22 protein-coding genes are annotated in these 25,567 nt (G+C 38.5%); 6 read left to right on the top strand and 16 right to left on the bottom strand.

Features of this window, described 5'->3' with window-relative positions:
* Nucleotides 1-249: 249 nt before the first annotated feature.
* Nucleotides 250-468, top strand: a complete 219-nt coding sequence (locus LVQ96_04440) for a hypothetical protein (protein MCW6170403.1) — start codon at nt 250-252, stop codon at nt 466-468.
* Between the two features lie 285 nt (nt 469-753).
* On the opposite strand, the gene LVQ96_04445 is transcribed toward LVQ96_04440, so the two are convergent.
* Nucleotides 754-2,043, bottom strand: coding sequence for an MFS transporter (locus LVQ96_04445; GenBank protein ID MCW6170404.1), 1,290 nt, complete (start codon nt 2,041-2,043; stop codon nt 754-756).
* 325 nt (nt 2,044-2,368) lie between these two features.
* On the opposite strand from LVQ96_04445, the gene LVQ96_04450 reads away from it, so the two are divergent.
* Together LVQ96_04450 and LVQ96_04455 are read left to right on the top strand one after the other, a co-directional pair.
* On the top strand, nt 2,369-4,378 hold the full coding sequence (locus LVQ96_04450; GenBank protein ID MCW6170405.1) for a hydantoinase/oxoprolinase family protein: 2,010 nt from the start codon (nt 2,369-2,371) through the stop codon (nt 4,376-4,378).
* Nucleotides 4,375-6,027, top strand: coding sequence for a hydantoinase B/oxoprolinase family protein (locus LVQ96_04455; GenBank protein ID MCW6170406.1), 1,653 nt, complete (start codon nt 4,375-4,377; stop codon nt 6,025-6,027). The genes LVQ96_04450 and LVQ96_04455 overlap by 4 nt, the downstream gene beginning before the upstream one ends.
* Before the next feature lie 78 nt (nt 6,028-6,105).
* On the opposite strand, the gene LVQ96_04460 is transcribed toward LVQ96_04455, so the two are convergent.
* The 8 genes from LVQ96_04460 to LVQ96_04495 form a co-directional block, all read right to left on the bottom strand.
* Nucleotides 6,106-6,939 carry an FkbM family methyltransferase gene (locus tag LVQ96_04460; GenBank protein MCW6170407.1) on the bottom strand — a complete coding sequence of 278 codons (834 nt, stop codon included), beginning with the start codon at nt 6,937-6,939 and terminating at the stop codon, nt 6,106-6,108.
* Nucleotides 6,940-7,027: 88 nt separating this feature from the next.
* On the bottom strand, nt 7,028-7,381 hold the full coding sequence (locus LVQ96_04465) for a transposase (protein MCW6170408.1): 354 nt from the start codon (nt 7,379-7,381) through the stop codon (nt 7,028-7,030).
* 53 nt (nt 7,382-7,434) lie between these two features.
* A complete protein-coding gene (locus LVQ96_04470) occupies nt 7,435-7,608 on the bottom strand; it encodes a hypothetical protein (GenBank protein MCW6170409.1) in 174 nt (57 codons plus the stop codon).
* Nucleotides 7,609-7,704: 96 nt separating this feature from the next.
* Complete coding sequence (locus tag LVQ96_04475; GenBank protein ID MCW6170410.1) at nt 7,705-8,070, bottom strand: hypothetical protein; 366 nt, start codon at nt 8,068-8,070, stop codon at nt 7,705-7,707.
* A 125-nt stretch (nt 8,071-8,195) separates the two neighbouring features.
* Nucleotides 8,196-8,966 (bottom strand): IS21-like element helper ATPase IstB, encoded by a 771-nt coding sequence (gene istB / locus LVQ96_04480; GenBank protein ID MCW6170411.1) that lies wholly within the window; start codon nt 8,964-8,966, stop codon nt 8,196-8,198.
* Nucleotides 8,963-10,135: an IS21 family transposase gene (istA, locus tag LVQ96_04485; protein ID MCW6170412.1), complete on the bottom strand. Its 1,173-nt coding sequence runs from the start codon at nt 10,133-10,135 to the stop codon at nt 8,963-8,965. Before istA ends, istB begins: the two co-directional genes overlap by 4 nt.
* 387 nt (nt 10,136-10,522) lie before the next feature.
* A complete protein-coding gene (locus LVQ96_04490) occupies nt 10,523-11,641 on the bottom strand; it encodes a glycosyltransferase family 4 protein (GenBank protein MCW6170413.1) in 1,119 nt (372 codons plus the stop codon).
* Between the two features lie 321 nt (nt 11,642-11,962).
* On the bottom strand, nt 11,963-12,130 hold the full coding sequence (locus tag LVQ96_04495; protein MCW6170414.1) for a hypothetical protein: 168 nt from the start codon (nt 12,128-12,130) through the stop codon (nt 11,963-11,965).
* Between the two features lie 226 nt (nt 12,131-12,356).
* On the opposite strand from LVQ96_04495, the gene LVQ96_04500 reads away from it, so the two are divergent.
* Nucleotides 12,357-14,753, top strand: a complete 2,397-nt coding sequence (locus LVQ96_04500; protein ID MCW6170415.1) for a hypothetical protein — start codon at nt 12,357-12,359, stop codon at nt 14,751-14,753.
* 22 nt (nt 14,754-14,775) lie between these two features.
* Here LVQ96_04500 and LVQ96_04505 read toward each other — a convergent pair whose 3' ends face one another.
* Genes LVQ96_04505 through LVQ96_04525 form a run of 5 tightly spaced genes read right to left on the bottom strand, consistent with a single transcriptional unit; the run spans nt 14,776 to nt 19,841 of the window.
* On the bottom strand, nt 14,776-15,750 hold the full coding sequence (locus LVQ96_04505; GenBank protein MCW6170416.1) for a glycosyltransferase family 2 protein: 975 nt from the start codon (nt 15,748-15,750) through the stop codon (nt 14,776-14,778).
* The gene (locus tag LVQ96_04510; GenBank protein MCW6170417.1) at nt 15,743-16,846 is read right to left on the bottom strand and encodes a glycosyltransferase family 4 protein; all 1,104 of its coding nucleotides are present in this window, start codon (nt 16,844-16,846) and stop codon (nt 15,743-15,745) included. Before LVQ96_04510 ends, LVQ96_04505 begins: the two co-directional genes overlap by 8 nt.
* Nucleotides 16,847-16,861: 15 nt before the next feature.
* Complete coding sequence (locus LVQ96_04515; protein MCW6170418.1) at nt 16,862-17,635, bottom strand: methyltransferase domain-containing protein; 774 nt, start codon at nt 17,633-17,635, stop codon at nt 16,862-16,864.
* Between the two features lie 24 nt (nt 17,636-17,659).
* Nucleotides 17,660-18,715: a GDP-mannose 4,6-dehydratase gene (locus LVQ96_04520; protein MCW6170419.1), complete on the bottom strand. Its 1,056-nt coding sequence runs from the start codon at nt 18,713-18,715 to the stop codon at nt 17,660-17,662.
* A 7-nt stretch (nt 18,716-18,722) separates the two neighbouring features.
* Complete coding sequence (locus LVQ96_04525) at nt 18,723-19,841, bottom strand: DegT/DnrJ/EryC1/StrS family aminotransferase (GenBank protein ID MCW6170420.1); 1,119 nt, start codon at nt 19,839-19,841, stop codon at nt 18,723-18,725.
* Nucleotides 19,842-20,074: 233 nt separating this feature from the next.
* On the opposite strand from LVQ96_04525, the gene LVQ96_04530 reads away from it, so the two are divergent.
* Nucleotides 20,075-21,154, top strand: a complete 1,080-nt coding sequence (locus tag LVQ96_04530; GenBank protein MCW6170421.1) for a glycosyltransferase — start codon at nt 20,075-20,077, stop codon at nt 21,152-21,154.
* A 129-nt stretch (nt 21,155-21,283) separates the two neighbouring features.
* Here LVQ96_04530 and LVQ96_04535 read toward each other — a convergent pair whose 3' ends face one another.
* Entirely contained in the window at nt 21,284-22,420 is a 1,137-nt protein-coding gene (locus tag LVQ96_04535) for a glycosyltransferase (protein ID MCW6170422.1), read from the bottom strand.
* A 673-nt stretch (nt 22,421-23,093) separates the two neighbouring features.
* On the opposite strand from LVQ96_04535, the gene LVQ96_04540 reads away from it, so the two are divergent.
* On the top strand, nt 23,094-25,265 hold the full coding sequence (locus tag LVQ96_04540) for a hypothetical protein (protein ID MCW6170423.1): 2,172 nt from the start codon (nt 23,094-23,096) through the stop codon (nt 25,263-25,265).
* Here LVQ96_04540 and LVQ96_04545 read toward each other — a convergent pair.
* The gene (locus LVQ96_04545; GenBank protein MCW6170424.1) at nt 25,262-25,537 is read right to left on the bottom strand and encodes a hypothetical protein; all 276 of its coding nucleotides are present in this window, start codon (nt 25,535-25,537) and stop codon (nt 25,262-25,264) included. The two genes, LVQ96_04540 and LVQ96_04545, sit on opposite strands and share 4 nt — an antisense overlap.
* Nucleotides 25,538-25,567 lie beyond the last annotated feature (30 nt).

Here is a 25,567-nt window from a genome sequence, read left to right on the forward strand (position 1 = left end):
TCTCACAAGCCGTGAGGAGTGAAGTTCAAGATTCATCTCAATTCACTTAACACTTCATTCCCGTTATGGTTAATAATGTGGAGATAAGCAAAAGAACCTTTAAACAATTCTTAAGAAACTTTAGGTAGATGATCGTTGATGTCCAGAAAGCTAGCTCACTTGTAAAACACTATTTTAATTTTAAAGGCTTATCATTACAATTTCAATTTCTTGAACGTGAAAAACCGCATAGTAAAAGTAGAGAATCCTTTGGAAAAGGAAAAAACCGTAAACGGAAAAGAAATCAATTTCAGAATGAACAATGAAGAACCATTAATCTGTGAACTTGAGAATAAAGACGTTATCAGGATAATCCCCATTATAACTTCAATTATCATGCCTCTCGATGAAAGAAATAATCCATTACTAGATCCGCGAACAAAAAAGAGTATTATACTTTTAATATTAGCTTCAATGTCAATGTCATAAAATACAAAGGTGACGAAAATGGAACTGAACAGTGAAAAATTTACATATTCCTTAAAAATAGGAAATGCACCACTCCAAATGGACGGCGATGATCCTAAACAAAAGAGCAGTTAACAGAATAACGGCTAATCGCCTTTCTTTAAGCTGTAATATATCGAAGATCCCAGGACCTTTCAAATTCTGCTATCTGTGCACTTTACACTTTGTTCTAAGACGAAGACCCTTGATCCCTTAAGTTTATAATTGAAATTTTATTTCTATTGATACAGACACAAATAGTCTGCATTATGTGCCAGGATCACTAGCCACGTTCATATCACGATCTTTTGTTTCCTTTATCTTCGCTATGGTAACAAATGCAGTTACAATGAATACTATGGTGAATACAGGATACAATGGATAAGCAATTATTCCCAATGCGTCTGAGGCATATGGGGCGGGACCGCCGATAAAGGCGTTACCAAATTGATAACTGAATGAATTGCCAGAATACCTCACATTTGTTGGAAAAACCTCAGATATAAAAGCAGCTAATGGAGAATAACTCAGCCCGTGTGCAACTCCAAAAATAGCAAGAAACATTGTAAACAAGTACGGATTATAAATGTATATTGAAGGATATAAGATGATAAGAGCTATTGCATTCGCAACAATTAGTAGAACACGTCTTCCGTGTTTATCGGATAGCACACCACCAATGAATACAAATATTATATCCATTATTGCAAAGATAGAAACTGCTATCAGGCCAACAGTAACGCTCACAATCCCTTTAACTTCAAAAACTGCCGGAAGCAGTGATATAGCAAAATAGAAGAAGTTCCCGCTTGAACCTGCCAGAAGGGTTCCGCTAAGCACCTCTCTCCAGTTGCGCTTAAAAAGCTGCTTAGCCGGTAAGCCCAATATCTTTTTCTCAGCTTTTGCCGCTTCAAATATTGGGGTTTCTGTTAGTCTGTACCTGATTAGGAACCCTATTGCAAGGATTACAAAGCTTAGAATAAACGGTATTCGCCAGCCATACGAATACATGGCCTTAGTAGGGAGTATCAACTCCAGCAGCAAGAAAATTGCTGTCCCTATCAATAAACCAATTCCAACAGTAGATTGAACGAATGATGACCAAAATCCTCTTCTTCCCTTGAAATTTTCTAGAGTGAGCAACATTGCACCACCCCATTCACCACCAAGTCCAAAACCGAGAATTAATCTAAGGATTACGAGGAGTATTATTGCCCAAATACCGATGCTAACATAACCAGGTAAGAGTCCTGTGATCCCCGTAGATATCCCGGAAATAAGCAGTGTGACCAAAAGTACATTTCTTCTTCCAAGCCTATCTCCAAAGTGTCCAAATACAAATGCGCCAACAGGTCTGGTAATGAACCCCAGCGCAAACGTTAAAAGCGTTAGCAACAAAGCTTCAGTTCTAGTTACGGAAGGATAAAAAGTAGCAGCAATATAGATTGCGCCGCTTGAAAATATAAAAATTCCATACCATTCAAGTATCGTTCCAACCATTGAAGCGGTAATAATCTCACGTCTCGTGTTAATACGCTTGGTTGCTGTTTCAACCATGCTAAAGGAATCTAGCTTGTATATAAGAATATTTCCCTATACATAATTTTATTGATAATTTTAAGAAGGAAATATTTAAAAAAGACACGCGAAATATGGTTGAGCCTAATTATTTGTTTAAGCTTGGAAATAATTATAAATAGCGCCAAATAGTAGCTTACCCTTAAAAGTAGCTCTTTTATCAGTAGCGCTATAATTAAAATTGAAAGAAGTGGTGCTAGGGTTGTGGATCTTAGTAGGGGATGCCAGCAGCAATTTAAGAGTTCATGTTAGAATCTCACGCATTAGAACAAATCTAAATATGTTGTCACGATCTATAAAACATATGCCAAATTACTACCTTGGAATAGACATAGGTGGAACCTTTACAGATGTAGTAATATTTGATCCGGATAACCTGAATTTAAATATAATAAAGGTACCAAGTACCCCTGAGGAACCGGAAATGGCTGTTATTAACGCCATAAATTCAATGAACATTGACAAACACTCAATAAAGATGATAAATCATGCAAGTACCGTCGCCACGAATTCACTTTTGACAAGAACAGGTCTAGCCAAGTCAGCCCTAATAACCAACGAAGGATTCAAAGATGTCCTTGAGATAGGTCGTCAACGGAGATCTGAGATATACAACTTAAATTTTGAAAGACCAGTACCATTGATACCTAGGAAGTACCGCTTCACTATTCACGGAAGAGTTTTGTCCGATGGCACCGAAAAAGAACCAATTGAAGAGGATGAAATTGATGCCCTCAGGAAAAAGATAGAAGGTTTGGGTATAGAGGGTGTGGCTATTTCACTCTTAAATTCATATGTCAACGATAGCCAGGAAAAGAAAGTCAAGAAGCATTTTGAGGGTTTCAAGGGTTACGTATTTGCATCACATGAAATAGATATGCAGTACAGGGAGTATGAAAGGACTAGCACAACTGTGGTAAACACAGTTCTCTCCAAACTTGTTTCCGGATATCTTGGTAGGCTTCGAAACAATCTTGAACGGAATGGCGTTCTGGCCCCTGTCTATATGATGGGCTCCAATGGCGGTCTTAACACGCTATCTTATGCAGAGAGAGTTCCGATATCCGTAATCGAATCCGGACCATCAGCTGGTGTTCTAGCATCTGCCTACTACAGCAGGCTATTGGGGGACAATAACGTAATTACTTTTGACATGGGAGGAACCACAGCTAAGGCGGGGGTAGTCATAGACGGGAACCCCGACATATCATACGAATTCGAGGCGGCAGGCAAGACCCACAGTGGAAGATCGATAAAGGGAAGCGGTTATGTTGTTAGATTTCCTTTTGTTGATCTAGCCGAAGTTAGTGCAGGTGGCGGTACCATTGCATGGGTGGATGAAGGCAATTCATTAAGGGTAGGCCCTCTCAGTGCAGGTTCTGTTCCAGGTCCTGCTGCATACGGTCTCGGTGGTGAAAACCCAACGATAACAGACGCTAACGTAATACTTGGAAGACTAAACCCGGATTTCCTGCTTGGCGGAAAGATGAAGATATATTCTGATTTGGCCAAGGAAATTCTCAAGACCAAAATAGCTGATATTTTGAACATGAGTACAGTAGAAGCGGCCGGTGGAATAATTAAGTTGATAAATAACTCTATGGCAAAGGCCATATCGATTGTCAGTGTTGAAAGGGGAAGAGATCCAAGAGATTTCACTCTTTATTCCTTTGGCGGTGCGGGTCCATTGCATGCATGCGATCTGGCCGAGGAACTTGAAATAAGGGAAATCTTTGTTCCTGAGCACGCAGGTCTCTTTTCTGCATATGGTCTTCTTTCAGTAGACATGCTTAGGAACTACACTGTTCCGGTGACCGGTCAAGAGGATCTAGATGAAAAATTCAGGAAAATAGAAAGTGAGGTCAGAAGGCAATTGGAAAATGAAGGATTTAACTCGATAGATATATTTAAATACGTAGACATGAGGTATACTGGTCAATCATATGAAATTACTATCGAACATGGTAGCAAAGACGCTGAAGAATTTAAGCTTGAATATAAGAGAAGATACGGATATTCATCTGATGATCCGATAGAGATAGTTAACGCTAGAGTGTCAGGTAAGGTGCAGATGCCAAAGATCCGTATTGTAAAACATGAAGCCGCAAATACCAAACCGCAAAACAATGTGAGGAAGGTCTGGTTTAATGGCACTTTTATTGACACACCAGTATACACGTGGAATACTATTCAGCCTTATTATTCGGATAAGGGTCCTGCAATAATTGAAGGATATGATTCTACTGCTGTTGTGAATCCCGGATGGAGATGGTCTACCGATGAGTACCTTAATTTAAGGATGGTGAGGAAGTGAAGAACCTCTTTACTTTTCAGGTTATAAGCAACACCCTCTATTACGCTAGTGAGGAAATGGGAATAGCTCTGAGGAATTCGGCATATTCTCCCAATATTAAAGAAAGAATGGATCATTCTGCAGCGATATTCGATGATAGAGGCCATCTATTGGCACAGGCAGAACACATCCCTGTTCATCTAGGTTCTCTGCCCTGGGGTTTGAAAAACACTTTGGAATACATAGCAAGGGAGAACATCGAGATAAAAAATGGAGATATGATCCTTGTTAACAACCCGTACATTTCAGGGACCCATCTGAATGATGTTACTCTGATCAGACCCATCTTTTTTGATGAAAAACTTGTTGCATTTGCGGCGAATAAAGCACATCATTCGGATATTGGAGGCAAGGTACCTGGAAGCATAAACTTTGATGGTAAGTCAATATTCGAAGAGGGGTTCATAATTAATCCTGTGATGCTCATAAGAGGAGAGGAATTTGATGACGGTATACTATCCATGTTTTCTTCAAATTCAAGAAATCCTTACGAGAGGATTGGAGATCTTAAGGCTCAGGTGGCTGCTAATTATACCGGTGAACGGAGAGTTATTGAGGTAATACGCAAATACGGCATCAGCAATTTTACAGAATCTATAGATTACTATCTCAATTATGCTGAAGCTTTAGCAAAATCTAAGCTGAGAAAACTGAAAAATGGTAAATACAGCGCTGTAGACTATCTTGAAGCTCCGGATGGAAGAGATCTCAGGCTTTCAGTTACGGTAAGTGTTGGGGATAATCAGATAGAAGTAAATTACGATGGCACAGATGCTCAGGTAGAAGTACCTCTGAATGCGGTTCTTGGTGTAACCATATCTGGGGTATTCTTTGTCTTTAGAAGCATCATGGGCGAAGATGTTCCTGTGAATGACGGTACATTTAGGATGTTTAGCATTAAAGTTCCATCAGGTACAATCTTAAACCCAACTTTTCCAGCCCCAGTTTCTGGAGGCAACGTAGAAACAAGCCAGAGAAATGCAGACTTGCTTTATCTAGCTTTGAGCAAAGCCGATCCGGCGGAGATTCCCGCAGCTTCAGGGGGCTCTATGAATAACATAATGATGGGGGGCTTTTATAGATCCAAGTCGTGGGCGTTCTACGAGACGATAGGCGTCGGTTTAGGCGGAAAGTTGGGTAAAGATGGAGTTGACGGAATACACTCAAACATGACCAATACTATGAATACTCCTATTGAAGAGATAGAGAGGAACATGCCCATAGTCATGAAGAGATATGAGTTCAGGGAGAACAGTAGCGGACCAGGGAGATATAGGGGTGGCTCAGGCATCATACGTTCTTTTGGAATACGAGAAGGGCTAGTCACCGTAACAGTGCTTTCGGAGAGGGAACGGCACAAACCATGGGGCCTTCAAGGCGGATTTCCTGGCGAGAGTACAGAAGTTCGGATATACAGTAACGGAAAATCAAGAAAAGGTCATACAAAGGGAACTTACTATCTGAAGGAAAATGAAATATTCGAGATTAGGACTGCAGGTGGAGGCGGATACGGTTCACCTGCTCAGAGGAGTAAAACAAAGGTTTTGGAGGATCTTGATTCTGGAATAATAAGCAAAAAATTTGCAAATACTTATTACAAAAATTTATGAAATAGATTCCACCGGTAGATGGTGGTAATAAAAGATAGTCCACAGTTGTATAACAATAGTTATACAGTAATGAAAGGCTCATTTTTTCTTTCCTATTAAAAGACCCATATTTTTTCCTTTTCTCACAATTTTAGTAACATAGCCATTCTTTTCAAGTATTTCGTCTAAGGAATTTAGCCCATTATGGTATTCAATTAAGACTTCATCAACTTTGTCAAAGTCGTTGTTACTCATATTATTTATTAGATCATATTCACAACCCTCACAATCACATTTCAAAACGGCATTATTTATGTTGTAATCTTTTGTTAAAGTTTCAAACGTGATAACTTTAATGGGTGTCCCTCCAGGAAACTCTGTTGCTCTAAGACCCACTGTGTTTTTTGCAGCAGGAGAAATCTTAATTATCTCAGTTTTTCCTCCCATGGCAAAGTTCAAGATTTTGACTTTATCTTGAACTCCATTTATGGTTATATTCTTCTTAAGGAGATCAAATGTAAAGGGAAAAGGTTCTATGGCAATTACTTTTTCAGCACCCATAATAACAAAGTAAACAGTCGAATCTCCTATGTTTGCGCCTATATCAATTACTACTCGCCCCTTAACATCTAACACGCTTAATTCTTTTTCAACAAAGACATCACCTATTGAACCGTTATTTCTAGTCCCCAAGAACCTTAAAGTTCTTCCTTCGTAGGGGAAAATTATTGATTCATCGTCGCCATATTCAAATTTAAAGCCATACGAAGCCATCCATAGGTGGTTTAGATATTTTATATAATATTTCGTCCCATCCCTATAAATGGCTTCGAAAGGGAATTTCTTAACATAAAAAGCAAAAACTGCATTTGGCCAATTTTTTAAATGCTTACGAAATCTATAAACATTCCTTATTGTAGATATCCCAACCATGAGGGATGAATTTCTAGCAGCTTATAAATTTAGCTAACATACCTTGTATAGCGTTTTTTCCATAGTAATGTAACCAGTATGGATCTCTTTAACACTCTGGGGGTAACCTAAATCCTCCTGCCACCAGATATATGATCATATCTCTGTATTCCTGTGCCTTGAAACCATATGAACGCTTGAATGCTGTTCTTATCTTGTTGTTGAGGCCTTCAACAACAGCTGAATTTATTCCCGATCCTATGGATTCCAATATGCCATCAATGTACTTCTTCATGGTCTTTCCCAGTTTGATGATATCAGGCATCCTTGACCTGTATGCCCATGATATCCATTTCCTCAGATATTCCTCTGCAATCCCAATGTTAAGATGCCATAGCTTCTGGAGTGCGATCTTGAAATGGTATGCATGAGAGGTCTGTAGATCCAGGGATTTCACAGACATGAGGCGATCCCTCTGCACTGTTTCTTACATTTCTGGACAATTTACGAAAAGAATTATGATACGGTTCCTGCCGTTTCACCTCCCTTTCGTTCTGTCATATTTCTTTCCCTCCTTAATATTCTTGCCTTTTCGATCTTTGATTCCCTTATCCTGAGCAACTCCTCAGGATTTCCCATGTAATACTGTATTTGATATGCTCCAGAAAGATTTGGAACACTTTTCCTCAATTTTCATTCCAGTATCACCTCGACTTCTTTCCTCTGGAATCTTTCCCTGAATGCTGGATCGCCCAGGAACTTCCTTCTGATCTCCCTGGAGATATACTACGGACCGTTATCCGTTCTGAGAATGAGATCATTATGATTTCCATCAGGGAACCTGATGGCATAAGCCTTCTCAACTGCCCTGATGCAGTCCCTTGCTGTGCATCTTTTTGAGAACTCATAGGAAGTCCATTTCTTGCTGAAGCAGTCCTTTATGCTCATGAGATAGTGCATTCCGTCCCTTGCAGTACCAACATAATGGATGTCTGTCTCCCATAACCTGTCAGTGTTATCAGGCTTAGTGAGATCCTTTCTTCTGGTACGGTCCTTATGCTTTGCATAAGGCAGTGCAAGGCTGTTTCTCCTCATGATCCTCCGGACAGTCTTTATGTTCACATGATCTCGGAATTCCTCATGAGTGCCCATATTCTCCTGTAACCGTAGGTTGTACGCTCTGACGATAACCGGATTATCTCAGATTCTGTAAACGCCGATCAAGATTTGTGCAAAATCGCCGGTGTAAAATTGATCCACCCTATATAACTTTTCATTCATTCTTCTCTTCTCCTCTTTTCTGTTGGTAATGCATTCCTTCTCCTGTCCTTAAGCCTGTATGAATCCCCCCTTATGTTCACCACGGTACAATGGTGCAGTATCCTGTCAATGACAGCTGCTGCCATCGCCTGGTCCCCAAGTATCTCACCCCATTCTGAGAAAGACTTGTTCGATGTGTATATTGTCGATCTCTTCTCATATCTGGACGACACAAACTGGAAGAACAGGTTCGATTCCTCCCTTGTAAGCGGGAGGTAACCGATCTCGTCCACTATCATGAGCCGGAACCTTGAATATGTCTTTATTCTGTATTCAAGCCTCTTGAGATCATAGTCACGCTTCAGCGTCTGAACGAGTTTCATGGCGGACACATAGTACACTGGGATATCTGACATGATTGCCCTCATTCCCAGTGCGACCGACAGGTGGGTCTTTCCCATTCCCGGAGGACCGAGGAAGACAACATTCTCAGTGTTGTGTATATACCGCATCGTCATGAGATCATCTATCACCGATCTGTCTATGGATGGCTGGAATGAAAAATCAAAATCGTCCATTGTCTTCCTGAATGGAAAACCTGACCAGTTCAACATGTTTTCCGTTTTCTTTGAAAGTTTGTGCTTGAGCTCTTCGGAAAGAAGGTGATCCAGTATGTCCATTACGGACTTGTCATGGGATGCCTCAAGGTATGAATCAATGATGTTTTCCATTGTGGTCATGCCGAGTCTTGAAAGGTATTCATGCACTCTCTCATATGAATCCATCATACCACATCCTCGTATTTCTTTAAGTCACGGGTTTCCACAATCTGCCTGTATACTGCAGAATTCTCCTCTCTTATCGCCTTTAAAAGGCCTTCGAAGTGCTCCTTCTTCCTTGATATCCTTCCTGTTCCTGATAGAATTGAATGATCAGCAACGATGCTGGCATCGACCTCTATCTTCAACGCTGATGATTCTTCAATTACCATGCACTCCCTTCCGGCATATTTCCAGGGAACAGAATACCTGTTCCCTTTATACGAGACATAGCAGTCCCTGGATATCTTTCTGGATTCTTCCTTCCTTGTCATGTATGCCGGTACTGATGAAAGTGGGTTGAGTTTCTCATCTTTCAGCCTCTCTAAGGGTGTCTCATGCGTTGTTCCATGTATCTGCGAATTTACCTTTTTAAGCCATTCCTGGCATTGAACATTGATATCTGAGAGAGAATCAAATGTCCTGCCTGTCCAGAAGTTGTATCTGAGATACTTTATTGTGCTCTCGATCTTCCCCTTTGTCTCCGGTCTGTAGGGATAGCACAATCGGATCGCTATGCCATAATATTCAGCGAAATCCATGAATTTCTCGTTGAATCTCGATTCTGATGCCTTTATCTTACGATCGATGACGATCTGCTTCAGATTGTCATACAGTATCGTATCGGTGAACCCGCCAAAGAAGGAGAACGCGTTCAGATGCATTTTGATCACGTTTTCAGTGGATATGTCTGTTGTGAATTCTGCATATCGCATCCGGGAATATCCCAGGATCATGGAGAAAGCGTAGAGTTTCCTCCTTTTTCCGTCCATGTCTATGTAACCAAATTCGCCGAAGTCAACCTGGGATTGTTTTCCAGGTTTAGTCTCATAGCGGTATACTGCCTGAACCCTACGATCTTTGCGCAGTTCCCTACATAGCCTCTTGACAGTTGTGTATGATCCGAGATAACCTTTTTCTCCGATCTCATCATATATCCTCACAGCAGAGAGGTTATATTTGTCAATCCTCCCCCTTACATAATCAGTGTAAGGGGCAATGACAGACTGTCTCCCCTCTCTGCTGTACTTCGCCGGCTTCTCCATTGCAATATACTTTCTCACGGTTTTCCTGCTCACTCCCGTTCTCCTTGCTATCTCACTTATGTTCATTCCCTGTTCCTTCTTGGCTTTAAACATATGCCAATCCTCCGCTGTAAGCGCATTTACCATCTCCAGCATGAAAATGCACGGGGTGGTAAATATTCAATGGCCTTTTCTGGATACTTTTCAATGGCCGAAAATGGGTAAATTTGAATGGGCGATTACAGGTAGCTGGTATTCCGTATCTTTGGATTGTAGTATGGTATCCTCTCATAAACGTATGTCTTACCTTTCACAACCTTCTCTATTGTCTGATTCCTTGATGTAATGGTGGGAAATACCACTATTATCAATAAGCTTAGCTTTTATTGATCAACCAATAAATTACAGATGAATCATAAATTAATTGTGGTAAGAATCCGGGAGTTCAGGTGATATAGAATTAATTAGAGTGCTTCACATTTACTGCCATTCAACCCTTTATTAGTTGAGTAAAGCCAAAGAACGCAACAACTTTTCTATAATAATATCATATGAAATTATAGATCCTTGTTGCTTGGCTGAAATTTCTTCCCTAAGTCTTTCGTTTGCCATTAATCTTTTAAGATGTTCCTTTAATTCTGCAATGTCCCCTATCTTGAATATCATCGATCCAAAATGCTTGTATTCCCGTCCACAACCCGCTTCCGACGTAACGAGTGGAAGACCGGCGGCAATAGCCTCGAGGCGGACTATAGCAAAACTTTCTTCGAAGGATGGGAGGCAGAAAATTGAAGAATGATAGTACTCCCATTTTAGGGAATCGCTATAAAGTGGTCCGGTAAATACTATTCTAGATTGTATATTCAAATCCTCAACTAGTGAAACGCATTTATTATAATAGACAACATCTTCTATCGGACCTACAATATGTAATTTCCATTCAGGAAATTCAAATGAAAGGGCGGCAAATGCAATAATTAATATGTCAAGGCCTTTTTCCGGGGAAATCCTCGAAACAGTAAGAATGATGGGGTGTCTTTTGAAATTTGAATAGTCTGCTTGTTGAATAAAGTCTTCAGGATAGCCGTTTGGGAGAAGTATAATCTTTTTCTTATTTATTAACGGAATAGAAGACAGTGAATCGTAGCCGCATTTATTTTCTATTATTATTCGGTCAACAAAGAAAGATTCAAAAGCCAAGAAAAGGTTCCTTAGAGGCATAAATTTTCCTAACTGGCTGAATGCACTACCATCCCAGTCCATCTTCAATAAAAATTTCACTTTTTTTCCCAGGCCAAATATTTTTGTTGCACTCACTATGAATGGCAGTACCAAATTCATATGAAAAAAAACAAAGACACTCGGCTTTTCTCTCATAATGAATTTCAATAAAAATGGAAGAGTCCTAACTACATTAAGATGCCTGTTCGAATCATCCCCAGTTTCAATGACATTTACGGGTCCGTTGTATTTAAAATGATTTTTGCCGATTATGAGGTAAGGCCCAAAACCGAAGTGAGAGGCTGCCTTTGGGAATTCAAAATACGGCCTATGGCTGTGCATTTCATAAATCGGAGTGACAGGGCTACAAAATACGAACTTCTTTAATGTTTTTTCCATTAGATTTTCTCGATGTAGGCATTTCTATGATATTATTTTAATTTTGGCTGACAGAGCTTTGGCAGTGATTCCTTATATACATGATTTTGGGAAGGTCAAATATTTTGATGGGGGGTTTCCTATATACAACTTAGTATTTGTCAAGATATACTTGAAACAAATCACTCTGTATTGAGCATTAAAATATCGAGGTGTTAGGATTAGAAAATAGTGGTAAAAGTATTTATAATGGGAAAATCATACAGCAATGATTAAATTGGCCTCAAGAAGGAAAGAATTTTTCTTATTTGCGATCGTAATCTTGTCAACGGTCATTTTATTCTATTTCAAACTTTTCTTCTTTTCTTCTTCTTTTATTGAATGGGGAAATTTTTTTATATTTCCACTTAGTCTTAAACAATTTATTTTGGGTAGTTCAATAGTGCATGTTTTCTGGAATCCATTTTCAGGTGATGGTTTGCCCAATGCATTTCCGAGCACTACTATCATCAATCACATCTTCGGAAATTACTTAGGCATATTTCTATGGCTGCTTATGCCATTACAGGTTGCTATTAGGGCATATATAGTTATTTCTATTTTTTTTCTTGCGTTCAGCTTCTTCATTCTAACTAGAGCATTTTCAGATAATTTTCTAGTAAGATTAGGGAGCACAATCTTTTTCTTATTTAACCCGGCGTATATATTGATCCTCACCGGTGGAGACTTTATTTTAATGTTCTCACTGGGGTTTCTGCTTCTTGCTCTTTATTTTGTAATAGTCGGAAGGAGAAAAGATAATTTCCCGAATATTTATTTATTGATTTCAATCGTTTTCATGTTTCTTACTATTGGTACCGAACAGATAACATATTTGGGGGTTGCTCTATGGATCATCTTTTTCGTTATTTTCTCCAAGGATTTGCGCTTTGAGCTAAAAAAGTTAAAAAATCTGGCTTCTAATTTGATAATTCCCCTTTTGTTCTCTTTTATTCTTATGATTCTCGTTTTTCTACCTTTCATATTACCAGCAGAGTTTGGGTCGTTCATCAACTTAGGCCCTTCATCCCCTTATGCTCAGTCTTTTAACGGTAATGTCAAGCTATTTTCTAACGGTTTCTTCCCTACTTTATTTCTTGAGCCTTGGGGATTTTCCTCGAACGTTGCTGAATTCTCCGTGGCGACAATATCTGTGTCTGCATTATCAGCATGGAATGTGATTCTGTATAGTGTCCTGCTGTTTGCCCTCGTATGGGGGTTCATTGTTAGGAGAAGAACTTTAATAGTATTCTCCTTAATTATAGTGATTGCTGGACTTTTGGGCTCGGGCCCAAAGAGCTTGGTCCCATCTATACCCAACTTTCTCTATCTTAACATCCCCGGTTACCAACTCCTTAATGCATCTTATTACTGGGACTGGATCGTCATAGTTCCGCTATATTCTTTAATATTAGTGGACATCTTGAATTACATTTCGATTCCTAGAAAAAATATATTCAATAAAGTTAAGTGGTTCACCGATAAAGACGGTTCATCAAAAAAACATCTTAGGAGGACTCTTGCAATCTCTTTCATCGTTTTATTAATATTTATTCTGGTTTTTCCTTTGGTTTCTCAAGGTTATTACAATTCATTAGGGATAATAAATAGAGGTCAAAACGTGCCACAGCCCTATTATGGTCTGACTACTGAAATAGACAAACTTACAACCGGGACAATGTCAGGAGTGGCCTTTTTTCCCCCAAATCAGGAGTTAGTTCTCGTAAATGGGTCGCCGCATTTTAATAATCCGCTTTATAACTCTCAATCTTTTAGGACACCATACATTTCTAGTTACGGGTCTCTTCCTACGAATATTTCAAACTATTTTGATTTCATTTATTCAGAATTTTACAGTAATGAAACGAACCACATCGCTGAACTGATGGGTCTTGCTGGTATAGAGTATTTCGTTGTTCTAAAGGGGGTAAAAGATTATAACGATCAATACGGATCACAAAATGCATCCCAGTTAATGAATTATCAAACTGGAATCAGCATGATATCTAACAATAAATCGTATACTATCTACAAGGGAGATTATAGTCTTCCTACTGCATTTACAACAAATACTTCCGAAATTATCATCGGCAATTACTACTCGTTGACAAAACTTGCAAATGAAGGAGTAAATTTGTTGGGTAAGAGTATATTTATGTCGAGTGATATTAATGTAAGAGACTGGAAGATCATTTTGAACCACTCTAATTATGTTGTTCTTCCGAACCTGACAGATTTGAATACCCTAGGGCTCGTCACTACAAATTTCACAAAGGTGGATACATTTGACTACATTAACAACAGCGATTCCGGATCATCTAATCCTAGGTACCCTTTAACAAATTGGGCTTACGGCCCAAACTACTATGTTCCAGAGATTTCTCAGATCCCTACAGCGCCTCAGAATTTTATTTTTACTAGTTCAAATTCTACGGTATCTATCCCTATCCCAGGATCGAAAAACCATAACGAGGCGTGGATTCAGTTATGGTTTTCTGGGGACTCGCGAAATGTTTCGTTTTTCACCGATGGAAAACTTATACAGACTGTAGATACATTTCTTCCCGGAAATAGTGAGTTTAAGCTCGTAAAGATAAACTATTCATTCAATAAAAATCAAATGTTGCGAATTAATTCTTCTGGTTTGGAAGATAACTGGATCAATGCTATAGGAAGTATCTATCTAACGAATGGTACACAACTTTCTGATAACCGTAACTACATCAATAATCTAATTTCGGAAGGCAAGTTAACAATTTTTAATTTCTCAGCTTTTGCACTATCAAACGTCGCAATTCAAGATTCAAATGCAACCCTAGAACCAACAGAATGGGGGTATAAATTACTAGGCGGAGCGAACAAGATTTTTAACATAAATTACCCATATTACAGCGACGAAAGATCAAACGGCATATTGCTTAGTTCTCTTGGTGGAGTTAATCAGGTTATCATTTCTGTCTCTGCAAAAACCAACTTTGTATATTTCACTAGTTATCAAATGTGGGTTTATGGTAGTATAATTCAAGTTGCATCCGTGGCATCGTATCTTATCTTTCTTTTTATTAGAGTAAAATTTTTCCAACATAACGATTGACTGCCTTTAGAGAGTATAAATATTATCTGTATTTTATGTCGATCAGCGAAACTCTAAAAATTTTCAATACTATCAAGATAATCATTAGAGACAAGGAAGATACTTGACCAGTCAACACATAATACCGGAAAGAATTTAGTACATCACCCCATCTTATACCCGGCCAACCTTCTGAAATTCTGTACCTCATTGACCAGTAGAAGTTACTCCATTCACCGTATTTTTCGAACTTTGTTTCCTTCAAAAAGTAGCAAAACAAAGCTGAAGCTTCAAGCATTTTCTTATTTACTGCTGACCATTGATTATAGTTTAATGTGATTGACTGATCTCCATGTATCCTGTATCTGTTAAAAATTTCTTTAGTAATAAGTAAGCCCATGTTCGACTTTAGAGCGATTATATAAATAGCGCCGTCTGTGGTTGCAGGTAGACTTTTCAAAAGGGTTGAGTCTGGGGGAAGAATAGATCGCCTAACGGAGACGCAGCTTAAATTGAATGTTCCTTGAAACCTGCCCAGTTTGAACAAATATTTCTCTTTGTCCTCCTGTTCATATACACTTATGTCCTGTTTTGGTTGTTTATAACCAAAGTGCTTCTTTAATGGTTTTCCTTTTCCATCTATGATCTTGAAACCATTGTGATAATATCCTAGATTAGGATGTGCGTTGAACACGTCACTCACTTTCTGTAACTTGTTCGGATAAAATTCATCATCGTCATCCAGAAAGCAAATTATGTCACCTTTGGATTTTTTTATTCCGGTAGACAAATACTCCCCAATTGTCCCTTCCATATTTACTACTACAAAGTTTTCTTCATGAATGCTATCTATATAATCGTCTTCAAAATTCTTGAGGACAATAATTTCAAAAAACTCCTTATCTAACGTCTGATTTCGTACTGAATCCACGGCCATTCTGAGATAGCTTTTTCTATCGTGTGCAGTTACTATAACACTAATAAAAATTCGCTTTATAATGTCATTAGTGTTAGGCATCGCGTAGCACTCTCATGTAAAATTCATTCATTTCATCGTAGAATTTATTTAACGTAAACATTCGAAGTCTTTCATATTGATTTTTGATGATGTTTGCTCTGAAGTCCTTATCTGTCAATCTAACTAGCGCCTGAACATAACAACTTACTTCATCATTGTCGCACAGGATACCTGCATCTCCCAGGAAGTCCTTCGTATCCCGTGAATTTGAAGTAATGACAGGAACTCCAGACGCAATTGCTTGCATAACTAAAAAACTGAAGCCTAATCTTGACGGATAGATGAAAACGCAAAATTCTTTTAAGAACGACATCAACTCAGGCTCTGGTACTAACTCAATAGTTTCTATTCGGCAAGATTTTGTTCCGTTTAATAGTTTTTGGTTCTCATCGGAGATAGTTCCACTTTTAGCTACGATCGTTAGAGTAGCACGTGGTAGATCTCTGACAAATTCCATATATGATCTTAAAACTATATCCATACCCCTATCGTTGGGTGAACTCCCACCCATGAAAAGAATCTTCATATTATCATCTCCTACATCTTGACAGACATTCGAGTCAACCAATTGATCCAGGTTAAGATCAAGGGCGTAATGAATAACAGTTATCTTGTTAGCAGCAACGTGGAAATTATCTATAAGAGCATCTCTAGTTGATTCGAACGGAACAATAATTTCCTTGCTGATATTCAGGCTAACTAGCATTGACAATTTTGCAAAGAAAAAAACAAAAGGATTAAACATTACCACCTTGCCATCAAGCGGAATAGTGTCATGAATTGTTGTGATAATATTCTTTTTAAGAGCTAAGGCAGCTACAATCGATCCCAAAGGATCCACTGCATGAAAGGCGTTCCCATTAGACTTCCGTAATTCAATAAATGCCTTTAAAAAGGCTTTTATGAAGCATACTGGTCGAGGCTTAACTACGCCCTCTTCTATTATTCTAAGACCTATACCATGACTAGAAAAAGATTTGTAAATTGTTGCAAGGTAACGGTCTATGCCCCTTCCAGTATCAATTTTGTTTGTATAGGGAAAACCTATTAGCACTATTTTTTTAAGCGAAGTCAGGGTATCTGATCTTTCTGCCATTCCTTTATCTCCTCGTTAAAAAGATTTACAAACAAATACGCATCTATCTATTCGTGGATTAAATGAACCATCAATTTGACTTATCGAATTAGCAACACGAAGCACTTTCCAACCGGCGCTTTCGAACATATTTCTGAGTTCAAGAACGCTGTAAAGCATAATCTTGGATGTAAAACTACCTACGTACTTAAGATCACCATTTATCTTTCTAAAATAACTGTGTTCAGATTTAACAAACTCAGTAAGAGGATCAACTTGTTGGCTCACAATAACTACTGAATTTCCTAGATCGTTCCAGAAACGCCTTATTGGAAAATTGATGACATATTCCCTGGTCCAAGTTTCGACAATCAATATCGTTCCGTGTTCGGTAACCATTTTCAAGTGTTTCAAAAACTTCAAATCAGTTTTCCTATCGTTATAACCGATGCTTGTCCACCAGTTGATGACAAGCTGTGGTTTGTGATTTAATATTAATTCATCGCTAGAGAACATATCACCTACAACGAATTTCGAAGTTTTAGAACTATATTCTGATTTTTTTTTATTTGCACATTCTATAAATTTATCAGAAAAATCTATCCCGAGAACACTAAAGCCCAGCAAAGACAAGGGTATAGAGAGTCTTCCTATACCACATGGAACATCTAAAACACGAGTTATGCCTGGGAAATTAGTCCTAACGTAATGAGAGAGTGCTGTGGCAGCATCCACTCCTTCCTTCCATCGACTCTCAAATTCCTCGATATATACATCCGCCAGCTTTTTATAACTATTTATCCAATTCATAATTTCTCCCTCAGAAACGAGTAATCATATCTTGATACTGTACCTAACTGAGGCTATTTTCACCTTCTCACTATAAGATGGTGCATCCCAGATAACTTCCTTCCCAGATAAATAGTCCGACCACCTTTTAAGATCCTCTCTATACATTAGCTTAATTAAATTCTCGAAGGAGGTCTTGGGCTTCCACCCCAAAAATTCGCGCGCCTTAGTGTTATCGCCTATCAAAGCATTGACATCATTAACCCTTTTGAGAGCAGGTTCAACAAAAACGTACCCATCCTTACAAAGACCAGCCTCTTTAAACGCTAAATCAACAAGTTCTTTAACGGAATGTCCTATTCCTGTGGAAATTACGTAGTTGTTCGGAACGGATTGCTGGAGCATCAACCACATAGCTTCAACGTAGTCGCCAGCAAATCCCCAATCCCTAACAGCATCCATGTTTCCCAAATATAGCTTCTCTTGAAGTCCCAGTTTTATTTTTGCGGTAGCGTTTGTAACCTTCCTTGTTACAAACTCCATTCCACGAATAGGAGACTCATGGTTAAACAAGATTCCGTTAGCAACAAACATACCATACCCTTTTTTGTATATTTCCCCTATCCAATAAGAATAAAGTTTTGCAGCCGCATAAGGACTCTCTGGACAGAAGACAGTATTCTCAGACTTTAAAGTTGATGTCTCGTTCCCGTATAGTTCACTTGTTGATGCCTGATATATTCGTGCATCAACTTTTAAGATTCGCGCCGCTTCAAGCACTCTCGTAGTACCGATTCCAGTAACATCAGATGTAGAGATAGGTTCTTCGAAAGAGCGCCCTACAAAACTTTGTGCAGCTAAATTATATATTTCATCGGGATCGCAGTATTTTATTGCCTCTATAGCAGAGCTAAGATCTGTAAGATCCATTGGAAGAAGCTCGATATCCTGCAAGACGTTAACGTAGTTCAGGCGCCAAAAATTTGGTGTAGAAGTTCGTCTGAAGGTACCGTATACCTCGTAACCTTTATCCAGTAGAAACTTCGAAAGATATGCGCCATCTTGACCAGTGACTCCGGTAATCAACGCTCTTTTACTCATAATTTATCTAGATCCCTGTGAAATAATTATTTATTTCAGAACAAACATCAATAATATCTTCCTCATCGAGAAGATTACCCGATGGGAGGTTTATCCCTCTCGAAGATAGCTCGTCAGCCACAGGGAATGCTTCGTCGCTGTATCTTTGCCTGTAATATGGTTGTTTGTGTATCGGATAAAAAAAAGTTCTAGTTTCTATTCCTTTCTGCCCGAGAAACGCCATCAAGCTGTCACGATGCTTTCGATCTGCTAAAATTGAATACATCCAATAAACATTCTTTGCCCAAGTCTCCTCTTTAGGAGTGACCAATAAATTTTTATCTGAAAGTTTCTGCAGCATCTCGTTATATAGTTTCGCATTTGTTCTTCGCTTTTGAACTAGTTGATCTATTTTCCTTACCTGGGAAACTCCTAAAGCTGCTTGCAAGGCAGACATCCTGTATCCATAGCCGAGCTCTTCGTGCCAAAAATGCTTTCCCCCTCTTCCAAAAGCGTGAGCCCTTAACCACGCCATTCTTTCAGCTAATTCCTGGTTGTTGGTAACGTTCATTCCACCTTCACCGGTTGTAATGATCTTGTTTGCATAAAAACTAAAAGAACCAACTTCACCAAACGTTCCAACCTTTTTTCCATTAATCTCTGCTCCATGGGCTTCAGCAGCATCTTCAATTACTAAAAGATCGTGTTCCTTTGCTATTTCATCAACAATCATCATATTTTCCGGGTGCCCATATATATGTACGGCCATAATCGCTTTAGTCTTATTTGTTATCTTATCATTCAAGGCTTCAGTGTCCATCGTCCAAGTTTTTATGTTTGCATCTATTAACTTTACTTTCAATTTCAAATATTCCGCTGCATTTATAGTTGCAATCATTGTAAAAGTCGGCATAATTATCTCATCATTTTCTTTAAGATTCAGGGAGGCTAAAGCTAGGTGAAGTGCCGTCGTTCCACTGTTCGTGGATACGCCATACTTAGCATCCTGATAACTTGAAAATGCCTTCTCAAAGTTCAAAACATCTTCACCAAGCGAACTGACCCATCCAGATTTTAGGCATTTCGTAACCGAGTTTATGTCATCTTCGTTGATTAACGGAGAGCTAACAGGTATACGTATATTCATAAGCGCCAATCATTTGCCCTTTAATATATTTAATGATTCGGCTCGAGACTATAACTCGATTCAAGTTGATAAAGCTTCGATTAACCAGTTTCTTTACTTGTTAAGTTTGAGCCAAAAAGGCAGGAAATGTTTCTGAGAGAAGTCTTCATTTAAGGTTAAGAGTAATATTTTCGAATCCTTTCTGGTTATAGTAAAGTTTAAACGTATTCTAAAATAATCTTTTAGGGTTCATATTGAATGATACTGAGATAAATCTAATCACAAACATGAGCGGTGACTCAGGAATTGGAAACTATGCTTTAGAACTGTACCGGGTCACTCACGATTATTTTCCACAGATGAAACTTTTTTCGGTTCCATATATACGGGGGCAAAAACTTGATAATTCAATTAATTTGAGTACATTTTATGCGGATAATATATTACAAATACCATTTGTAAACAAATTCAATTTTAAAAAAATAAAGAAGTCTAAACAGTTCGAGCAAAAGAACATACATCTTCTGGGATCTGATTATTCTCTGGTTTCTGCTTCCGAAAAAGCGGTTGCGACTATTCACGAGTATTACTTCACAGTAGCTAGGTTGCAAAAATCGCCAAATGCGAGAAGCTTTCTACGGGGTATAGGATATAACTACGGTATGATTAAACTTCACTCAAGAATAAAGAGGTTTAAGAAAATAATAGCTCCGAGTCACTATTCTGCTAATCAAATCAGATTACATACTGGGATTAAACCGGAAGTTGTTCATGAGACAGTTGATGGAGCCAGATTTCACCATAGAGATAAGAAAGCCTCTAGAAAGTTGTTGGGACTTCCAGATAGTAAAATACTTTTATTGAATGTATCCGGTGACGGGGTAAATAAGAATTTACATACACTTAAGAGAATATCAGATTCATTGTCCGATGATTATAAACTCATAAAGATAGGTGCGCCTATTTATTCTAAAAATTGTATTAATATTGGACGAGTTGAGGACAAGTGTTATTCTTTTTATTTTAACGCGGCCGATGCGTATCTGAATGTGTCTACAAATGAGGGTTTTAATATCCCATTGATAGAATCCATAAAGAGCTCTCTCCCAGTTATTTCTAATAAATGTGCAACGGCACCCGAACTCCTCGGTGAGAGTGGCATTTACGTTGAAAATCCGGACGTGGTACATGAATATTTGGAGTTGATTTATTTGGGAAAAGATTTGGATTCTTTAAATTATTATTCAGAATTAATTAAAAAAAGGTGTTCAGAATTTTCTGATAATAAAGCAAGACAAGAATATATAAGAATTTACTCAGATGTATTCAGATAATATTACCGAAGTAAAGAGTATAAATTTTCTAATAATCTTCAAGGTCCTTCTCGTCCTAATCCCTTTCTTGTTTCGAAATTATAGCAAACCTGGTACAGTATTCAATATATAAATTCCATAAATTCAACTTTAACTCAGAAGGATCTTTATATTCTGTATAAGCTCATGGATTTTCTGGTTTATTTCTAATTCTGTTTTGCTATCATTGTTTTTTAGCATCTCTTTAATGGCGCTTGAAAAATTTTCTGGGGGAACTAGCTTTACGTTTGCTAAACTTCTTGCTTGCTCTCTGTACTCGGGAAAATAGATTGCAATGGTAGGGACCTCAAAAAATATGCCTTGTTCCAAAACACCAGAATGACCTCCAGGGATGTTATAAGGAAGCAACAATAGACTCGTTTTTAGAAAAATCTTCATAATATCTCTTTCAGCGACGGGTCCAAGATATTCATCAATGATATCAGAATAGGAATGGAGCAGCTCGTTAAATTCTTTCTCGTACTCTGGAAAATGGTGATTTAAACCTCCAGATACAACTAGTCTAAATTTGCCTCCTTCTTCTTTTTGTTTCTTCAATACCGAGAGGCCTAACTCGATATTTTTCTGCGGTCCCCATGAACCATGCATCAATATCGTTGGTATATCCTTCTTTTCATATTCTAAAGACTTCACATGCATTGCGCCATTAATATAGATCGTGGCAATTGCTTCCAAATATCGTCCATTTAGTAAATGTACCTTGTTTTTCCCTACGGATTCGTTAATTTTTTCCTTGTAAAGATTAAGAAAGACGAATGTTTTCACGTTTTTAAATAAACTCCCTTCAACAATTCCAAGAAAAAACGAACGGATTTTGTCGAATCCAGTATCGTAACCTAGTTTTCTAACATCATTAGTGAATATTGAATTGTGGTGTATTACCCTAATATTTTTTTGTTTGAGTAACTTCACCAATAATATTGGGACGAAAAGGGCAGTTGCGTTTGCCATAGTTCCATTGCCAAATCCAGTGGGTAGCATATTGAATATGACAACATCATAATTCTTCCATGGTATCTTTAAAAGTCGAAGGATCGATTTCGAATTACCATATCTATAAAATTCTCGTAGTATCACCTTTGATGGAAGTTCAAATTCTTCAGTCTTGTCGTTTTCTTCAGGGCAAAATACGTCAATAGAGTCCACGTTTTCCAATAGAGACAGGAGAATCACAATTGAAGTACCATTTGTTTGCAACGATTTGCCATGGTTTATAAAATCTCCCACATAAGCAATTTTCACTATGGTACATAATTCTTCATTTCTTAAATTTAAGCATGGAATTATAATATCTACCCCATTCGATATCGGTCCGTGAAAGCATAATTACTGGTATATTAGGTCAGGACGGATATTTTTTTCGCAGTTTTTTCCGTCAAAGGATTATAAGGTTCGTGGCATTCCTGGGACAAAACAGCTGAATTGTGGGAAAAGTTGATTGAAAAAGTGTATAATGAATGATTCAATAAAGACTTATAACGACAAGGAGAACTAGGGCGGGATTATGTCTGATCAGCTGGGGATACGAATCAAATCTTATACAAGAGAGCTAAGTGCTCTATCCCTTACATCTATCTACAGGTCTTCATCTTCAAATGGATAAAATATTTCCTTGACCCATGATCCAACCCATTCCAGTACCATCGATCGTACCATCGACCAACCATAGGCTCATGAGCGACCTATTTGCGCATCATGAATTCTCACGCCCATGATTCCCTGCATGTCCGTACATGTATCGGAAGTGAACTTGCAGTTTCTAAAAATTTCATCCAATGATCGGAGAAAAATAGTATGCACAGAAACTGAAAATGAATCGTACGGTTCGATCATAGGGGAGAAAGGGACTATTTATACGAATCATAAAATAATGCATATGCATGGTTAATCCAAGATCAATATGAATTTGAAACAATTTGAGAAGGTCTATACCCTCTACCTTAAGGGATATAGTTATTCAGAAATAGAAAAATCTACCGGTATACCGAAGAGTACTGTTCAGCGCTGGATTCAGGATTTCTGGAACGGAGATATTGGAATCTTCAAAGAAACGCTTCCGTACGTCGAAGAACTCCTATCGGTAGGAAAGTTCATGCGTGAAGGCGGTGTTGAACTTCCAGAGATGAAAAGTGGAGCTCTTATAGCGTCTATAGTAAAATCCCTTGGAATAGGGATCGATGAGTTGATAGGCATCGGCAATGCGCTCAAGGACATCAACAATCCGGAGATCGTCAGAGAAGTGTCATGGACAGTGACAAATCTGATCGGAAAGGGCATAAAACCTTCGGAGCTTCAACAGAAGATCGAGAGCATGCAGAAGGAGAAGGAACAGAAGGAAGAAGAGCTGACTCAGATAAGTGTCAGCATCGAGCATCAGAAAAAGGCTGAGCTAGAAGCGAAGGACAAGGTGCTTAAGGTGAACGAACAACTCTCTGCTAATAAGAAAAACCTCGACGAGGTGAAGAGAGAGCTTGAATCTGTCAAAAAGGAAAAGGAGGATGCTACGAGTATAATAGAGAACGCAAAGAAAATCGATAGATTCATACAGAAAAACGACATAGACCTTGATCAGCTCAATCAGTTTTACAGCAAGGCAAGAAAGCATAATTTTGATATAAAGAGAATATCTTCTCTGAGCGATCTGGAAAATTTCGGACTTAATTTCGAGACAGACACACATGAGATCTCGGATATAGTGAAGTCCCTTGACAGCCTATACAAGAAAGGATGGGATCACCGCGTGCTCAAACAGCTGGACCTGGTAACTGAAAATACAAACGTAATGCCAGCAGATGCGGTTGATGATCTTCTGCGTTATTATAAGGAAACAGAATCTCTTGAAGATTCACTTGATGCACTTAGAGAGGAGGAAAAAGAGCTGAAAGACAGTATATCATCAATGACGAAAGAATACAACAGGATTAAAGAGGAGTACGCTAGTACAAACACGGAAAAGGAAGAAGCTCGTAAGCATAAAGAATCTTTAGAAGGCGAAATTTCCACATTGATGCAGACCAAGACAATTGTAGAAAACGGGATAAAAGAGGTAAACGAAATAAGCACTAAGATAATGAAAAAGAGAATAGAACTCATTAGTATCAATAACCAGATCGACACGGAAGGAGAGGAGTTGAACAGAATAAGAACCGAAGAAGAAAAAGAGAAGGATAAAATTAAGAATGCACAGGATTTTTACGATCTTATAAGATTCGGTACTCCAGATACCGTGAAATCTCTGAAATACTGGACTGACAAGGCACTGGAAAGAGAGAACGGTAATATGAATCAAAGTAGCGTTATCGAACGTTATGCGCGAGTTAGAGAGAACGCAATAAGGATTCTTCTGGAAGTGGCGGGTGACGGTATTGGCGGAATTAGGTACTTCGATACCGATAAGCTAAGGTTCATAGACGGGAAAGAATACGACGATCTTGTATCTTACCGAAACAGGCGCAATGAGGCTTTCTATAAAGAAACTGAAATCGGTCATGAATTGAATCAGATAAAGGATGATGTCTCAAAGTTCATTTCCGATATCGTTGAGGAAAGGCTGAAGCCAAACCCGGGAATAGAGAAACTAATTGTCGGTGTCACGGAAAGAGTAATCTCAGATCAACTCAAAAAGGAGTTTGAAGATGCTGAAACCTATAAGTCTGTTATTGAACAACGATACTGTAGCTCTGATTTTTCCGTCATTACCGTAAAGGGCTGGGACAAGGACTCGAAGCTTCCAGTCGCTGGGGTCGTTTATCCCGCAGATTTCGCCAGTGCTCTTAAGACCGGAAAATATGTAAAGATAACAAATTTGAGCGGAGAGACAAGTTTCATAGATTTCTGCGTAGCCATGAGACAGATGTACCTCTATAAATACAATTTCAGTTTCTTTAAGCAAGTCCAGGAAGCTATCTCCTCAGGTAAAATAACTGCTGTTAGGCCCCCGATAACCATTGTCTCTCCAAATAAACCGAATGAGAAGCAAAACCTGCAAAGTCCTCAAGTACACTTGTTACGTGGCGGCATAATGCCAAAGAAGAGTGATCAGAAAGAGGAGGAAAAGAAAGATGGAGCTTAGAGTAAATCGTTTACCATACTGATGTGTTCCGCCACTTTCTCACCCTTTTCAGTGAGTTTTATCATCTTTTTTCTAGGTCTGGGCGAAGCATCGATCCTCACATCTATAAGTCCAAGACCTTTTGCCTTCTCTATCGCAGGATACAGTGAATTAGGATAAAGATGATAAATATCTATAAACCGCTGGAAATTTATCTCCCCATTTCGCTTCAGAATTACCAAAATTCTCAAGATACCAGAGTTTTTTTCAAGAGCTTCAATCTTTAATTCCATAATTACTGAATGAAATGATAAAGGAGAATA

Source organism: Thermoplasmatales archaeon (genome assembly GCA_026127925.1).
Classification (GTDB): Archaea; Thermoplasmatota; Thermoplasmata; order Thermoplasmatales; family Thermoplasmataceae; genus JAKAYB01.

Bases quoted from the DNA above. Each gene is read 5' to 3' on its own strand.
- LVQ96_04445 (MCW6170404.1), bottom strand. From the start codon at position 2,043: ATGGTTGAAACAGCAACCAAGCGTATTAACACGAGACGTGAGATTATT.
- LVQ96_04450 (MCW6170405.1), top strand. From the start codon at position 2,369: ATGCCAAATTACTACCTTGGAATAGACATAGGTGGAACCTTTACAGAT.
- LVQ96_04460 (MCW6170407.1), bottom strand. From the start codon at position 6,939: ATGGTTGGGATATCTACAATAAGGAATGTTTATAGATTTCGTAAGCAT.
- LVQ96_04465 (MCW6170408.1), bottom strand. From the start codon at position 7,381: ATGTCTGTGAAATCCCTGGATCTACAGACCTCTCATGCATACCATTTC.
- LVQ96_04475 (MCW6170410.1), bottom strand. From the start codon at position 8,070: ATGGGCACTCATGAGGAATTCCGAGATCATGTGAACATAAAGACTGTC.
- istB (MCW6170411.1), bottom strand. From the start codon at position 8,966: ATGATGGATTCATATGAGAGAGTGCATGAATACCTTTCAAGACTCGGC.
- istA (MCW6170412.1), bottom strand. From the start codon at position 10,135: ATGTTTAAAGCCAAGAAGGAACAGGGAATGAACATAAGTGAGATAGCA.
- LVQ96_04490 (MCW6170413.1), bottom strand. From the start codon at position 11,641: ATGGAAAAAACATTAAAGAAGTTCGTATTTTGTAGCCCTGTCACTCCG.
- LVQ96_04495 (MCW6170414.1), bottom strand. From the start codon at position 12,130: ATGATAGTAGTGCTCGGAAATGCATTGGGCAAACCATCACCTGAAAAT.
- LVQ96_04500 (MCW6170415.1), top strand. From the start codon at position 12,357: ATGTTCTCACTGGGGTTTCTGCTTCTTGCTCTTTATTTTGTAATAGTC.
- LVQ96_04505 (MCW6170416.1), bottom strand. From the start codon at position 15,750: ATGCCTAACACTAATGACATTATAAAGCGAATTTTTATTAGTGTTATA.
- LVQ96_04510 (MCW6170417.1), bottom strand. From the start codon at position 16,846: ATGGCAGAAAGATCAGATACCCTGACTTCGCTTAAAAAAATAGTGCTA.
- LVQ96_04515 (MCW6170418.1), bottom strand. From the start codon at position 17,635: ATGAATTGGATAAATAGTTATAAAAAGCTGGCGGATGTATATATCGAG.
- LVQ96_04520 (MCW6170419.1), bottom strand. From the start codon at position 18,715: ATGAGTAAAAGAGCGTTGATTACCGGAGTCACTGGTCAAGATGGCGCA.
- LVQ96_04525 (MCW6170420.1), bottom strand. From the start codon at position 19,841: ATGAATATACGTATACCTGTTAGCTCTCCGTTAATCAACGAAGATGAC.
- LVQ96_04540 (MCW6170423.1), top strand. From the start codon at position 23,094: ATGAATTTGAAACAATTTGAGAAGGTCTATACCCTCTACCTTAAGGGA.
- LVQ96_04545 (MCW6170424.1), bottom strand. From the start codon at position 25,537: ATGGAATTAAAGATTGAAGCTCTTGAAAAAAACTCTGGTATCTTGAGA.